15 protein-coding genes are annotated in these 14,033 nt (G+C 72.4%); 7 read left to right on the top strand and 8 right to left on the bottom strand.

Annotated elements, in window-relative coordinates; genetic code table 11:
* Nucleotides 1-104 precede the first annotated feature (104 nt).
* From TR50_RS02485 to TR50_RS02515, 8 genes are all read right to left on the bottom strand, one after another.
* The gene (locus TR50_RS02485; protein WP_042413073.1) at nucleotides 105-359 is read right to left on the bottom strand and encodes a DUF3099 domain-containing protein; all 255 of its coding nucleotides are present in this window, start codon (nucleotides 357-359) and stop codon (nucleotides 105-107) included.
* Between the two features lie 134 nt (nucleotides 360-493).
* Complete coding sequence (locus TR50_RS02490) at nucleotides 494-784, bottom strand: DUF1416 domain-containing protein (protein WP_042413075.1); 291 nt, start codon at nucleotides 782-784, stop codon at nucleotides 494-496.
* Nucleotides 785-820: 36 nt separating this feature from the next.
* Nucleotides 821-1,663 carry a sulfurtransferase gene (locus TR50_RS02495; RefSeq protein WP_042413077.1) on the bottom strand — a complete coding sequence of 281 codons (843 nt, stop codon included), beginning with the start codon at nucleotides 1,661-1,663 and terminating at the stop codon, nucleotides 821-823.
* A gap of 168 nt (nucleotides 1,664-1,831) precedes the next feature.
* Entirely contained in the window at nucleotides 1,832-1,912 is an 81-nt protein-coding gene (locus TR50_RS50045) for an Ms5788A family Cys-rich leader peptide (RefSeq protein ID WP_369405619.1), read from the bottom strand.
* Nucleotides 1,913-2,097: 185 nt separating this feature from the next.
* Nucleotides 2,098-2,760 carry an LmeA family phospholipid-binding protein gene (locus tag TR50_RS02500; RefSeq protein WP_042413079.1) on the bottom strand — a complete coding sequence of 221 codons (663 nt, stop codon included), beginning with the start codon at nucleotides 2,758-2,760 and terminating at the stop codon, nucleotides 2,098-2,100.
* Between the two features lie 103 nt (nucleotides 2,761-2,863).
* Nucleotides 2,864-5,068, bottom strand: a complete 2,205-nt coding sequence (locus tag TR50_RS42230; RefSeq protein ID WP_052440593.1) for a hypothetical protein — start codon at nucleotides 5,066-5,068, stop codon at nucleotides 2,864-2,866.
* A gap of 8 nt (nucleotides 5,069-5,076) precedes the next feature.
* The gene (locus tag TR50_RS02510) at nucleotides 5,077-5,358 is read right to left on the bottom strand and encodes a MoaD/ThiS family protein (protein ID WP_174514788.1); all 282 of its coding nucleotides are present in this window, start codon (nucleotides 5,356-5,358) and stop codon (nucleotides 5,077-5,079) included.
* A gap of 47 nt (nucleotides 5,359-5,405) precedes the next feature.
* Nucleotides 5,406-6,227 carry an alpha/beta hydrolase gene (locus tag TR50_RS02515; RefSeq protein WP_236654202.1) on the bottom strand — a complete coding sequence of 274 codons (822 nt, stop codon included), beginning with the start codon at nucleotides 6,225-6,227 and terminating at the stop codon, nucleotides 5,406-5,408.
* 227 nt (nucleotides 6,228-6,454) lie between these two features.
* On the opposite strand from TR50_RS02515, the gene TR50_RS02520 reads away from it, so the two are divergent.
* The 7 genes from TR50_RS02520 to mshD all read left to right on the top strand — a co-directional run bounded on the left by TR50_RS02520 (nucleotide 6,455) and on the right by mshD (nucleotide 14,033).
* A complete protein-coding gene (locus TR50_RS02520; protein ID WP_042413083.1) occupies nucleotides 6,455-7,204 on the top strand; it encodes a response regulator transcription factor in 750 nt (249 codons plus the stop codon).
* Between the two features lie 108 nt (nucleotides 7,205-7,312).
* On the top strand, nucleotides 7,313-8,344 hold the full coding sequence (locus TR50_RS02525) for a LacI family DNA-binding transcriptional regulator (protein ID WP_042413085.1): 1,032 nt from the start codon (nucleotides 7,313-7,315) through the stop codon (nucleotides 8,342-8,344).
* 112 nt (nucleotides 8,345-8,456) lie between these two features.
* On the top strand, nucleotides 8,457-9,659 hold the full coding sequence (locus TR50_RS49635) for a S1C family serine protease (protein ID WP_084699652.1): 1,203 nt from the start codon (nucleotides 8,457-8,459) through the stop codon (nucleotides 9,657-9,659).
* 71 nt (nucleotides 9,660-9,730) lie between these two features.
* The gene (locus TR50_RS02535) at nucleotides 9,731-10,453 is read left to right on the top strand and encodes a response regulator transcription factor (RefSeq protein WP_042413087.1); all 723 of its coding nucleotides are present in this window, start codon (nucleotides 9,731-9,733) and stop codon (nucleotides 10,451-10,453) included.
* 44 nt (nucleotides 10,454-10,497) lie between these two features.
* Nucleotides 10,498-11,904, top strand: coding sequence for a sensor histidine kinase (locus tag TR50_RS02540; protein ID WP_236654203.1), 1,407 nt, complete (start codon nucleotides 10,498-10,500; stop codon nucleotides 11,902-11,904).
* A gap of 43 nt (nucleotides 11,905-11,947) precedes the next feature.
* Nucleotides 11,948-13,147: an MFS transporter gene (locus TR50_RS02545; protein WP_042413091.1), complete on the top strand. Its 1,200-nt coding sequence runs from the start codon at nucleotides 11,948-11,950 to the stop codon at nucleotides 13,145-13,147.
* A 49-nt stretch (nucleotides 13,148-13,196) separates the two neighbouring features.
* Complete coding sequence (gene mshD, locus TR50_RS02550) at nucleotides 13,197-14,033, top strand: mycothiol synthase (RefSeq protein WP_236654204.1); 837 nt, start codon at nucleotides 13,197-13,199, stop codon at nucleotides 14,031-14,033.

Raw genomic sequence — 14,033 nt, forward strand, 5'->3', positions numbered from 1 at the left:
ATTGCGTGTCCTCACCAGTGGGGAAAGCATTCCTGCGCGGCATTCTAGTGGGCCGGTCGCGTCCGCTCACGGTGAGGCCCGCCATCCGAGAGGCGGAGGATCAGTCAGTGGGACCGGGGCTGACGTGGCCGCCTCGGGCCCGGGACACGCCGACTCACCGACGGGTCGTCCCACCACACGTCGTCGGGGCCGCGCCGGTTGGCGACGATGGCGGCGACGGGCGGGATGACCATGGCCACCAGGCTCATCACCACGGCCGCCGGCACCGACCACAGGCGCACCACGTTCCACGCCAGCACGATCAGGAGCAGGCAGATCCCCATCAGGGCGTAGTACCAGTGCCGCCGTCGTGACTGCATGCCTTCAGTCTTCCCGCGCAGGCCCGATCCGGAACGCCACGAACGCCGAGAACGCCGAGAACGCCGCCAACGCACGAGCCCCCTTCCGGCAGCGCTGGAAGCAGCGCCGGAAGGGGGCTCGGTCACGGCGTCGCTCAGACGGTGATGGCGACCTCGGTGAACTGGCCCTGCTGGGCCACGACCGCACGGTCGACCGTGGCGCCCGGGACGAGCGCGCGCAGCGTCCAGGTGCCCGGGGCCGCGAAGAAGCGGAACTGGCCCGTCGCCGAGGTCGGGACCTCGGCGGTGAACTCGCCGCTCGCGTCCAGCAGACGCACGTAGCCGTTGACCGGCTCGCCGTCGCGGGTCACCGAACCCTGGATGATCGTCTCGTTGGCCACGTCAACTCCTGCCAGCTCGGGCCCTCCGGCCTTGGCTCCACACATGTTCTTGCTCTCCTTGCTTCGCTTGGCGCGGCCTGCTCAGTTGGAGCCGAGCTCGATCGGCACGCCGACGAGGCTGCCGTACTCGGTCCACGAGCCGTCGTAGTTCTTGACGTTGGTCTGGCCGAGCAGCTGGTGCAGCACGAACCAGGTGAGCGCGGAGCGCTCGCCGATGCGGCAGTAGGCGATGGTGTCCTTGCCCAGGTCGACGTTCTCGGCCTCGTAGAGGGCGCGCAGCTCGTCGTCCGACTTGAAGGTGCCGTCGTCGTTGGCGTTCTTGGACCACGGGATGTTCTTCGCGGTCGGGACGTGGCCCGGACGCTGCGACTGCTCCTGCGGCAGGTGCGCGGGGGCGAGCAGGCGGCCGGAGAACTCGTCGGGCGAACGGACGTCGACGAGGTTCTTGTTGCCGATCGCGGCGACGACGTCGTCGCGGAAGGCGCGGATGGAGGTGTCCTGGGCCTGGGCCTTGTACTGGGTGGCGGCGCGGTCCGGGACCTTGGCGCCGTCGACCAGCTCGCGGGAGTCGAGCTCCCACTTCTTGCGGCCGCCGTCGAGGAGCTTGACGTCGCCGTGGCCGTAGAGCTTGAAGTACCAGAAGGCGTAGGACGCGAACCAGTTGTTGTTGCCGCCGTACAGGACGACGGTGTCGTCGTTGGCGATGCCCTTGGCGGAGAGGAGAGCCTCGAAGCCGGCCTGGTCCACGAAGTCGCGGCGGACCGGGTCCTGAAGGTCCTTCTTCCAGTCGATCCGCACGGCGTTGCGGATGTGGTTCTTGTCGTAGGCGCTGGTGTCCTCGTCGACCTCGACGACGACGACCTTCGGGTCGTCCAGGTGGTCCTGAACCCAGTCGGCGCTGACCAGGACGTCACTACGGCTCATGGGAAAACTCCTCCGGGGCAGTTGCGGAAGGTTGGGGCGCCGCGCGCGCCGATCGGTCCGGAGGGGAGTCCGGATCGTGGGACGTGCGGCAGGAGTCTTTCAGGCACGCCGCTCGGCGGTGCGGAGCAGCGCGGGATATGCGCGAAGGTGGGCGAAAAGAAGGCCCGGTCAGCGCATTCGACAGAGGCAGGCAGCGACGCGACACAGGTCTACTGCCCGCCGCTTCGTGAGGTCCGCCTGTCGCTTCATGGCAACGATGCTAGGGAACGGGTCGGGCACTGTCACCAAAGTATTGAATAGTGAGACAGATTGGTCCGTAATGAGAGACAGATGACCCTTCACGGGCGTCGCGCGACCGCAACGGGCGCACACGGAGAAGCCACTCCCGCGCCCCGGAGCACGGGAGTGGACAGTCTGTCTCGGTATGTGGATGGTCAGCCGTTGAGGCTGACGTTCGTGCCGGAGGCCGCGACAGAGACGCCGTCGGCCTCCGCCTGGATCGAGTCCAGCTTCAGGCCGCTCGGCAGGCCCGCCACCGGCACCGACGGGGCGAAGATGTTCGCCCCCAGGTCGAGGAGGGGGTTGCCGGTGTCCAGGTGGTTCAGGCCGATGTTGTCGCCGCCCACGACGGAGATGTCCGCGGTGCCGTGGATCGACTGGCCTTCGATGCTGGTGCTGACCTTCACCTTGCCGGGCTGGCCGCCGTAGGTCACGCTCGTGCCGGCGGGCAGCGCGGCGTTCAGGGAGTCGTAGGTGATCACCACCGTGCCGGTGGCGTGGTCCGCGATCGCGCTGGAGTAGTCGCTGGAGATCTTCACCCCGGTCAGGTCCGCGTCCAGCGAGGCGAGCTCCACCTTGCTCTGCGGATCCTTCACGTCGTTGGCGTGGACCTTGATCTCGTCCAGCTTGGAGCCGATCAGCTGGGTCAGGAACGGGAAGCCCTCGATGGTGACGTTCGGCTTCTGCGCGAGGCCGCGCGCGGACTGGATCTTGGAGGCGGCCTGGTCCTCCGCGAAGCGCACGGCGACGCGGTCGACCGTGACGAAGATGCCGAAGAGCAGCACCAGGACTATGAGCAGGCGACGCAGATTTCGCATCGGGTGTCGGATCCCCTCGGTTGCTCTGTCGATGGTCGGATGATCCCTGAATGGGACGCGGGGCCGGGCGGTGTGGTTGCCCGGCCCCGCGTGCGCATCGGAATCAGCGCGCGATGAGGTACACCATCGGCGCGGCGAGGGCGAGCGGCAGGGCCACGCCCGCGGTCATGTGGACGAACCGCGACGGGAAGTCGTACGCGGCGACACGGCGACCGATCAGGGCGCAGACGCCCGCGCCCAGGCCCAGCAGCAGCCCCTGCGTCAGCCCCAGCCCCGTCGCGGCGGCCAGGCCGCCGCCCACGAGCAGCCCCAGGAACCCGCCCGCGGCGAAGCCCACCAGAGGCGGCTTGCGCAGCGCGGCGGACACCGCGGCGCTCACGCCCGCGGCGAGCGCGCCCGCGAGCACGGCCTTGCCCGAGCCTACGGCGAGGAAGCCGCCCGCGAGGACGGTGACCACCGTGGCCGAGGCGCAGACGGTGAGCGCGTAGAAGCGCTCGTCCGGGTTGCTGGGCCGGAAGATCTGCAGGATCAGGACCAGCATGAAGAACGCGCCCAGTGTCCCGGCGATGATCGCCGGCCCGCTGGAGTGCGCGGAAGCGGCCAGGATCGCCGCGTCCGCGACGAAGCCGCCGAGCGCGGCCAGGGCGATGCCCTGACGTGCGGGCCACATCCCGTTCAACCGGAACCATCCGGCGGCGGTGACGGCCTGCAGCAGCGCGACCGGTACGACCAGGCCGAACTTGCCCGCGAGGGCGGCGACCCCGATCAGCGCGCCGAGGCCCAGCGTGATCGCCGCCGGCTGGATCCCCGGGTCGATGATCGGCGAACCGGTCCGCGCCTGCGGCGCGGGGGCGGCGGCCGTCCCGGCCGCGGCGGGCGCGACGCCCGGCCCGGTCGGGTGCGCCCCGGCGAACGCCTCACGCAGCGAGCCGCCACCGAACTCCAGCGGCGACTGCCCCGGCGCGAGAACGGCCCCGACGTGCACGCCCTCCGGCGCTCCGCGCCCCGGCCCCGTCGGCGCGGCCGACGCGAACGCCTCCCGCAGCGACCCGCCGTCCGCCCCGAGCCGCTCCTCGACGAGCCCCGGCCCACCGCCCGGCCGCGCCCCGGCGAACCCGCCCAGGGGTCCTGCGCCCTGCGCGGCCGCAGGACCACCGACAGCGTGACCCCCGAACGGGGCCGCACCCGCACCGCCGAAACCGGGCCGGCCCTCCGGGCCGCCGAACGCCGCGTGCGCGCCTGGAGCTCCGAACGCCGGCTGGTTGGGGGCATAACCCTCGGGCGGCACCGAACCAGCACCACCGAAACCGGCCTGGCCGCCAGGACCCGCAGGCTGCTGCGAGCCCGCAGCGCCCGCGACCGGCTCGCCGAACGCGGGTTGGTTGGGGGCATAGCCCTCAGGCGGGAGGAGACCTGCACCACCGAAGCCGGGCTGGCCGCCGGGACCCCCGGGCTGCTGCGAGCCCGCAGCGCCCGCGACCGGCTCGCCGAACGGCGGCTGGTTGGGGGCATAGCCCTCGGGCGGGAGGGGACCTGCACCACCGAAACCGGGCTGGACGCCGGGACCCCCGGGCTGCTGCGGACCGCCGAACCCGGCCTGCGGGCCCGCAGGGCCTGCGGCGGGGGCACCGTACGGCGGCTGGTCGGGGGCGTAGCCCGAAGACGGCACCGAACCAGCCCCGCCGAAACCAGCCTGGCCACCAGGACCCGCAGCCGGTCGCGAGCCCGCAGCGCCCGGGGCCCGGCCGCCGGAGGCGACCGGAGCGCCGGGAGCCTGCGGGCCGGGGTACGGAGACTGCTGCGGCTGTGCCGCCGGGGCCGGGGCCCAGGTGGACGGGGGTGCGGCAGGGCGCTCCCAGCCCTCGGGCCAGGCGGAGGGCTGCCCCTCCGGGGCCTGGAACCCTGCGGTTTGGAACTCCGCAGCCTGGTACTCCGGGGCCTGGAAGTGGGGAGCCTGGGCCGCGGTCGGGTCGGGGAGCTGCGGCAGCTCGGTGGTGCCGTACTTCGCCTCGATGTGGCCGAAGCGCGACTGGCCCGCCGAGGACGGGTCGGCCGCCTGGGCCGGTGCGCCCGGCACGGGCGGCAGCAAGGCGGTCTCCGCGGCGGAGACAGGCGAACCTGCGGAGCCGGTGGGGTACAGCGGCGCTCCCTGCCCAGGAAGCTGCCCGGCAACCTGCCCGGGGTGCTGCCCGGGGGCCTGGCCCGGGGGCACGGACGGCGGCATCGGAGGCAGGTAGGCGGTGCGTTCCTGGTCGCCCTCGGCCGGGTCGATCGGGAAGCCCGAGAAGTTCTGCTGGTAGTCGCTCATGGCGTCGCTCATCCTCCCGCGAACGGGGGAAGGACCTCGACCGTGCCGCCCTCCGTGAGGGTGACCGCGGCGTGGTCGCGGCTGCCGACCTGGGCGCCGTCGACGAGGAACGAGCAGTGCGCGAGCACCTGCGCGAAGCGCGGGTGCTCGGCGTGGCGGGCACGCGCGGCGTCCAGCGCCTCCGCGAGCGTCACCGCCGCGTACGGCTCCTCGGCCGTGCCCGCTTCGGCCTTCGCGGCCGCCCAGTAGCGGATCACGCCGTTCTTGACTGTCTCCGTCGCACCTTGCATGCGGGCCATCATCGCTAATCACCCGCGCAACCGTCACGCGAGCCAGGTCAGCGCGCCGCCGGCGGCTCCCCGGGCGACTCCTCCGACGACTCCTCGTGCACCGCCGTGACCCACGCCGCGACGCGCTCCAGCAGCGGCTCCGGCGCGGCGTTCTCCGCGTGGCCGAAGCCCGGCTCGATCCACAGCTCCGGTTTCGGCGAGGACGCCGACGCCGCCTGCGCCAGCGAGCGCGGATGGTCGAGCGGGAAGTACGGGTCGGCGTCGCCGTGGACGACGAGCAGCGGCACGGTGATCTGCGCGGCCGCCGCGACCGGCGGCAGCGGGATCTCGGTCCACTCGTTCGGGTCGATCCGCGTCTTCAGTCCGAGGCGGCCGACCACCCTGCCGAGCGGCCGCATCACGACCCAGTGCAGCCGCCGCATCGGCACCGTGCCCTGGTAGTACCAGCGAGCCGGCGCGCTCACCGCCGCGGTCGCGGCGACCCCGCCGCACAGCGCCGCGTGCCGGACGGCGACCGCGCCGCCCATCGAGAATCCCACGGTGACGACGCGCGCGAAGCCCAGCGAGCGGGCCCAGGCGACGGCCGCGTCCAGGTCGAGGACCTCCCGGTCGCCGACCGTCGAGAGGCCGCCGGAGCGCCCGTGGCCGCGGAAGGAGAAGGTGACGACGCCGCCGTACCGCGCGAAGACCCGCGCCGCGCGCCGTAGCGCGGGCCTTTCCACCGCCCCCGTGAATCCGTGCGCCAGGACGACCACCACATCGCCCGACGCGCCGTCACCCGGCGGGAGATACTCGGCGTGGAGGGTGACGCCGTCCGACGTGATCAGCCGCGCCCGCGCCGGATAGCGCCAGGAACGGGAGGTGTCCATGAGACGGACAGCACTCTTCGCTGGGGCGTCCATGTGGGCTATTCTCCTAGTCAAGAGGGATCCGGGCAGTGTCGCCCCCGGGTCCTTTTGTGCTTTGTGAACGCGAGATACGGACGTTCGTGCGAGAGCCGGACGTTACCGGCTGCGCCCGACGACGTGCGCCGTCGGGGTACCGATGTGCCGTACGGAAGTGCCACCGGCCCACCCGGAAAGGGGACTAACCGGGTATGAGTTCGCTGCTGCTGCTGACCAACGCCCTCCAGCCGTCGGCTGAGGTGCTGCCCGCCCTCGGACTGCTGCTGCACAACGTCCGCGTCGCGCCCGCCGAGGGCTCCGCCCTCGTCGACACCCCGAGCGCCGATGTCATCCTCGTCGACGGCCGCCGTGATCTGCCGCACATCCGCGGCCTGTGCCAGCTGCTGCGATCGACCGGACCCGGCGCGCCCGTGCTGCTGGTGGTCACCGAGGGCGGCCTCGCCGCCGTGACCGCCGACTGGGGCGTCGACGACGTCCTGCTCGACACCGCCGGCCCGGCCGAGGTCGAGGCGCGGCTGCGCCTCGCCATCGGACGCCAGTCCGTCGTCGCCGACGAGAGCCCGATGGAGATCCGCAACGGGGACCTCTCCGTCGACGAGGCCACCTACAGCGCCAGGCTCAAGGGCCGGGTGCTGGATCTGACCTTCAAGGAGTTCGAGCTCATCAAGTACCTCGCGCAGCATCCGGGCCGCGTCTTCACCCGGGCCCAGCTGCTCCAGGAGGTCTGGGGCTACGACTACTTCGGCGGGACCCGGACGGTCGACGTCCACGTCCGGCGGCTGCGCGCCAAGCTCGGGCCCGAGCACGAGCAGCTGATCGGCACCGTCCGCAACGTCGGCTACCGCTTCGTCGTCCCGGACAAGTCCGAGAAGGGGTCGGGCCGCTCCGGGCAGTCCGGAGCGGACGTGGCCGCGGAGGCCGACGTCGAGGTCGAGGTCTGACGTCCTGTCCACGTCACCCGCACACAGACGCGTCACAGAAGGTTCGTGGGCCGAGGGCGCCGACCGCCCTCTGGTCCGGACATGCCGTCCTGCCAGTAGAATCCGCCCATGCCCAAGGTGACCCGCGACGATGTGGCCCGACTGGCGGGGACCTCGACCGCGGTCGTCAGCTACGTCATCAACAACGGACCGCGTCCCGTCGCTCCCGCCACGCGTGAGCGCGTCCTCGCCGCCATAGCCGAGCTCGGCTACCGCCCCAACAGCGTCGCCCAGGCGATGGCCAGCCGGCGGACCAACCTGATCGGCATGGTGGTGCCCGACGCGCGCCAGCCGTTCTTCGCCGAGCTCGCCCATGCGGTCGAACGCGCCGCGTCGGAACGCGGCAAGATCGTCCTCATCGGCAACTCCGACTACACCGGGGACCGGGAGATCCACTACGTGCGGGCCTTCCTGGGCATGCGCGTCTCCGGCCTGATCCTGATCTCCGAGGGCCCCTCGCAGCGCGCCGAGGAGGAGTTCGCCGCGCACAGCGACGCCCGCGTGGTGCTGCTGCACCGCCGTCCGGACAACTCCGACGACATCGCGGTGGTCACCGACGACATCGGCGGTTCGAAGCTGGCCGTCGAACACCTGCTGCACCACCACGGCCACGCGTACGTGGCCTGCTTCGGCGGCCCGGTCAACGCGCCCGCGCCCGGCGACCCGGTCGTCGACCACATCGAGGGCTGGCGCCAGGCCATGGCGGCCGCCGGCGTCTCCTCCGAGGGCCGCCTCATCGACGCGCCCTTCGACCGCTACGGCGCCTACCAGGTCGCCGTCGAGCTGCTCGGCGCCCCGGAGGGGGAGCGCCCGACGGCGCTGTTCTGCTCCACGGACGACCAGGCGATAGGCGTGCTGCGCGCCGCCCGCGAGGTCGGGCTCACCGTCGGGCAGGACCTCGCGGTGATCGGCTTCGACGACATCCAGGAGGCGGCGTTCTGCGACCCGCCGCTGACCACGGTCGCCTCGGACCGGGACTCGATGGCCAAGGCGGCGGTCGACCTGGTGCTGGACGACTCGCTGGCGGTCCCGGGTTCGGAGACCCCGCGGATCCGGAAGTTCCCGAGCCGCCTGGTGATCCGGCGCAGCTGCGGCTGCTAGGCCCTGCGCGGCGCTGGCCCGTCCGGGTGCCGCACAAGGCTCTCGCCGGGTTCTACCCCGGTTCTGACAGTGCTCTCAGGGACCTCTCATGTGCGGGGCCGACGGTATTGCCATGACCGAGACGCCCCGGAACCACGCAGACGACCCGTACTCCTCGTCCGTGCCGCCGCTGCCCGGCTACCAGCCGTCGGCGCACGAGACCCAGCCCCTCGAGGGCACGGTCCACCCCTCCGCCGCGCAGCAGGGGCCCCAGGCGCCGCAGCAGCCCCAGGGTTACTACTTCAGCGCCGAGCAGCCGCCGGCCGGGTCCTCCGGGCAGCCGCCCTACGGTCAGCCGCCGTTCGGCCCGCCGGCCGAGCCGCCGGTCGACCCCGCGGGCGCCGCGTGGCCGCCGCCGGAGCAGCCGCAGCCGAAGCGCCGCTTGAAGCGGCCGGTCGCGCTGATCGCCGCCGTCGCCGTGCTCTCCGCCCTGGCGGGCGGTGTCGCGGGCGGCCTCATCGGCGAGAAGACCGGCGACCACGCCGCCTACGCCACCAACGCGGTGGTGACCGGCGACAAGTCCAGCACCAGCGACGTGGCGGCGATCGCCAAGGCCGCCTCCCCGGCCGTCGTGCAGATCACCGTCGACAGCGGCAACAGCGAGGACCTCGGCACCGGCATGGTGCTGACCTCGACCGGCCAGATCCTCACCAACTACCACGTGATCTCCGACGCCGCGAACGGCAACGGCGGCACGATCAAGATCTCCTTCAGCAACGGCAAGACCGCGACCGGCACCATCGTCGGCACCGACGCGTCCCTGGACGTGGCCGTGATCAAGGCGCAGGGCGTCAGCGGCCTGCCCACCGTCTCCCTCGGCGACTCCGGCCAGGTGGCGGTCGGCGACCAGGTCGTGGCGATCGGCAACCCGGACGGCCTGACCGGCACGGTCACCTCCGGCATCGTCAGCGCGCTGAACCGCCCCGTCAAGGTCGACGTCAGCCCCTCCACCGTTCAGGGGAACGGCGGCTTCGGCCTCCCGTTCTGGCAGGGCGACTCCAGCCGCTCGTACCAGGGCAGCTCCTCGCAGACCGCGTCCTACAACGCGATCCAGACCGACGCCTCGCTCAACCCCGGCAACAGCGGCGGCCCGCTGCTGAACACCCAGGGCCAGGTCATCGGCATCAACGCGTCGATGTACAACTCGAGCAGCAACTCCGGCGGCGGCTCCGGCTCCTCGGAGGCGGGCAGCGTCGGCCTCGGCTTCTCGATCCCGATCAACGCGGCCAAGGCGGTCCTGCCGCAGCTGCAGTCCGGCCAGAGCATCAACAGCTGACGCCGTTCATGGCAGACAATTGCCTCACGGTATGACGTAGCAACCACAGAGAGCTTCGAGGAGCAACGGGGATGACAGCCACCGAGTCCGACGCGCCGGCCCGGGTCCTGGTCGTGGACGACGAGCCCGCGCTGCGGGACGCGCTGGAGAGCAGTCTGGCCTTCGAGGGCTACGAGGTGCTGACCGCCTCGGACGGCCTCGAAGCGCTGGACGCGGTGGCGGAGGAGCAGCCCGACCTGGTCCTGCTCGACATCATGATGCCGCGCATGGACGGCCTCACGGCCGTCCGCCGGCTCCGCGGCCGCGGGGACACCGTCCCCGTCCTGATGCTCACCGCACGCGACGCCGTCGGCGACCGCGTCACCGGACTCGACGTCGGCGCCGACGACTACCTGGCCAAGCCCTTCGAACTCGACGAACTCCTCGCCCGCGTCCGCGCCCTGCTGCGCCGCTCCGCGATCGCCTCCGCGTCCGGCCCCTCGCCGGACGCGGACGAGGTGATGACGTTCGAGGACCTCGCCATGAACACCACGACCCGCGAGGTGACGCGCGCCGGCAAGCACGTGGAGCTGACGCGCACGGAGTACATGCTCCTGGAGATGTTCATGGCCCACCCGCGCCAGGTCCTGACGCGCGAACAGATCCTCAAGGCGGTCTGGGGCTTCGACTTCGAGCCCTCCAGCAACTCCCTCGACGTCTACGTCATGTACCTCCGCCGCAAGACCGAAGCCGGCGGCCTCCCCCGCCTCGTCCACACCGTCCGCGGTGTGGGTTACGCGCTGCGTGCGTCATGAGAGCACGCTGGCGCCGGCTGACCCTCCGCGGCCGGCTGGCGACGATGACGGCTGCCGTCGTCACGATCGCCGTGGTGCTGTGCTGCGCATTGAGCTGGTACGCGGCCAAGCAGCAGATGCTCGGCCAGGTGAAGGACACTCTGCAGCAGTCGTACGCGCACCCTGGGGGCGGCGAGCGCCTGACATTTTTGTGCAGCACGAGTAGCGGCCCCACCGGCCACGGCTTCGAACCGACCGACACCACGCCGACCCTGATCTTCGCGAGCGGACTTAGCTGCCCTTCCTCCGATCCCCGCGCCGTCAAGATCACCGCCAGCGATGTCGCCCTCGCAAACAGCGGCACCGGAGGCCCCAACGCTCCGCACACCTTCCGGGAAGGCCGGACGGTGGGGGGTACGCGCGTGATGATCTACACGGTCAGCTACGGCCCGCAGGTCGTCGTCAGCGCGAACGGCACAGAGGTCACAGCCGATGTGGCCGTCGCCTTCGCACAACCGCTTGCCCCCGTGGACCACGCGCTCGCGGAACTCGGCCTGCTTCTGCTCCTCATCGGACTCGTCGTCATCGCCGGAGCGTTGATAGCGGCCTGGTACGTCGCTCGCACCGGGCTAAGGCCGGTAGACAAGCTCACCGCCGCCGTCGAACACATCGCCCGGACCGAAGAAGTCGGTACGACCATCGAAGTCAACGGCGAAGACGAGATCGCGCGGCTGTCGACCTCCTTCAACTCCATGTCGACCGCGCTCGCGTCCTCGCGGGAGCGGCAGTCGCAGCTGATCGCGGACGCCGGGCACGAGCTGCGAACGCCGCTGACCTCGCTGCGCACGAACGTGGACCTGCTGGTCCGCAGTGACGACACCGGGCGGCCGCTGCCGGAGGAGACCAGGACGAGGCTGCTGCGGAACATGAAGGCGCAGATGGGCGAGTTGTCGACGCTCATCGGCGACCTGCTGGAGCTCTCCCGGCCGACGCGGCCGCAAGGCGCCAAGCCGTTGGAGGTCGTCGCGCTGCACGACATCGCCGCCCGCGCGCTGGACCGGGCGCGGCTGCGCGGGCCCGGGCTGGAGTTCACCGTCGCCATAGACCCCTGGTACGTCCGCGCGGACGCGCACGCCCTCGAACGGGCCGTCATCAACCTGCTCGACAACGCGGTGAAGTTCTCGCCGCCCGGGGGCACGATCGACCTCGGCCTGCACTTCGGCACCCTCACCGTCCGCGACCAGGGGCCGGGGATCCCGGAGGAGGACCTCTCCCGGGTCTTCGAGCGGTTCTGGCGCTCGCCCGCCGCGCGGCAGATGCCGGGCTCCGGGCTCGGCCTCGCGATCGTCTCGCAGACGGTGCAGGACTGCGGCGGCGAGGTCGCCCTCTCCAACGCCCACCCGGGCACCCTCGCGACCATGAAGCTCCCCGGCGCGCCGACCCCTCCCCCGGAGCTTCCGTCCACTATCTGAAATGATCTGTCCCACCATGTGAATACTGGGCCATCATGCTGACATGTCCTCAAGTCAGCGTGAGGCCCACGCGTCCCCAGCCGAAGCGACCGCCCCGCAGACCTCCCGGCGCTGGGTGATGCTCGCGCTCGGGACCGCCGCGCAGACGGCGGCGTGCGCGTTCCTGTACGGGATGCCGTACCTGATCCCGTCGCTGCGCAGCGTGGAGGGGCTGACCCTGGCGCAGGCCGGGGTGCTGGTCGCGTGTCCGACGGTGGGGCTGCTGCTGGCGCTGTACGCGTGGGGCGCGGCGACCGACCGGTACGGGGAGCGGTGGGTGCTGGCGGCCGGGCTCGGGATGGCGACGGTCGCGCTCGGCGCCGCGCTGCTGGTGCACGGGCTGGTGTGGCTCGGGGTGGTGTTCACCGTCGCGGGCGCGGCGGGGGCGAGTGTGTCGGCCGCCAGCGGGCGGGTCGTGCTGGGGTGGTTCCCACCCGAGCAGCGCGGGCTGGCGATGGGCGTGCGGCAGACGTCGACGCCGCTGGGGATGCTGGTCGCGGCGGTGGCGATGCCGCCGATCGCCGCCGCGCACGGCCTGCACGGCGCCGTGCTGTTCGTCGCCGTGCTGTCCGGAGTGATGGCGCTGCTGACCGCGCTGTTCGTCGTCGACCCGCCGAGGCCGGCGGCCCAGGCCGCCGAGAGCGCGCGGACGCCGAGCCCGTACCGGACGCCGACCCTGTGGCGGATCCACGGCGCGAGCGCGCTGATGGTGTGGCCGCAGTTCACCGTCGGCGCGTTCGGGCTGGTGTACCTGACCGACGTACGGCACTGGCCCGCGGTCGCGGCCGGGCAGCTGATGGCCTGCGGCCAGGCGCTGGCGGCGGCGTGCCGGATCGGCGCGGGGCGCTGGTCGGACGCGGTCGGCAGCCGTCTGAAGCCGATGCGGTCGCTGGCGGCGGCCGTCGGCGTCCTGGGCGCGGGCCTGGTCGTGGCGGGCGACAGCGCGGCGGGAGTGGTGCTGCTGGTCGTCCTGTGCGGGCTCTCCGCGAGCACGAACGGGCTGTCCTTCACCTCCGTCGCGGAGCTGGCCGGCCCGCGCTGGGCGGGGCGCGCGCTGGCCGTGCAGAACACGGGCCAGAACCTGACGGCGTCGCTGTGCCCGCCGGTCGTCGGCGCCCTGATCACCGCCGCCGGCTTCGGCCCGGCCTTCGCCGTCGCGGCGGCCTGCGCCTTCGCCTCGATCGCCGCCCTGCCCCGCGGCTGACGGGACGCACGAGCCCCGGGGACGGTTCGGCTCCCCTATGGTCGAACGTATGGACACTGAGGAGCGTGAGGAGATCGCCGCGCTGCTGGAGCGCGCGGCGGACGCGGACGGGCGGCAGGCCGTCTCGGAGCAGGGGAGGCTGGCCCTGCGCGGCGGGCGGACGGACGTGAACCACCTGACCAGCAGGGACGAGCACGGAGTACTCCTCGGGTACGCGCAGATCGACGCCGACTGGACCGCCGAGCTGGTGATCGACCCGGCGCGGCGGCGCGAGGGCTACGGACGGGGGCTGCTGCGCCGCACGCTGAACAGCGGGGCCCGCAGGGTCTGGGCGCACGGCGGCCACCCGGGCGCCAAGCGCCTGGCGCAGGAGTTCGACCTCGACCTGGTCCGCGAGCTGCGGCAGCTGCGCCGGACCGGGCCCGCGCCCGCGGTCCCGCCCCTGCCGGAGGGCGTCACCGTGCGGACCTTCGAGCCGGGGCGGGACGAGGAGGCGTGGCTGAAGGTGAACGCCGCCGCCTTCGCGCACCACCCCGAACAGGGCGCGTGGACCCGTCGCGACGTCGAGGACCGCGAGGCCGAGCCGTGGTTCGACCCGGACGGGTTCTTCCTCGCCGAGCGCGGCGGCGAGCTCGTCGGCTTCCACTGGACGAAGACCGAGGGCGGGCTCGGCGAGGTCTACGTGGTCGGGGTCAGCCCGACGGAGCAGGGCAGCGGGCTCGGCAAGGCGCTGACCGCGATCGGACTGCGCCATCTGGGTGAGGTCCGCGGGCTGCCGACCGTGATGCTCTACGTCGACGCCGATAACCCGGCCGCGCTGCGGGTATACCAACAGGCGGGGTTCACGGTGCACGAGGTGGACCTGATGTTCGGCGTGCGCGGCTGA

Origin of the sequence: Streptacidiphilus anmyonensis, from assembly GCF_000787855.1 — a bacterium.
In the GTDB taxonomy this organism is placed as follows: Bacteria; Actinomycetota; Actinomycetes; order Streptomycetales; family Streptomycetaceae; genus Streptacidiphilus; species Streptacidiphilus anmyonensis.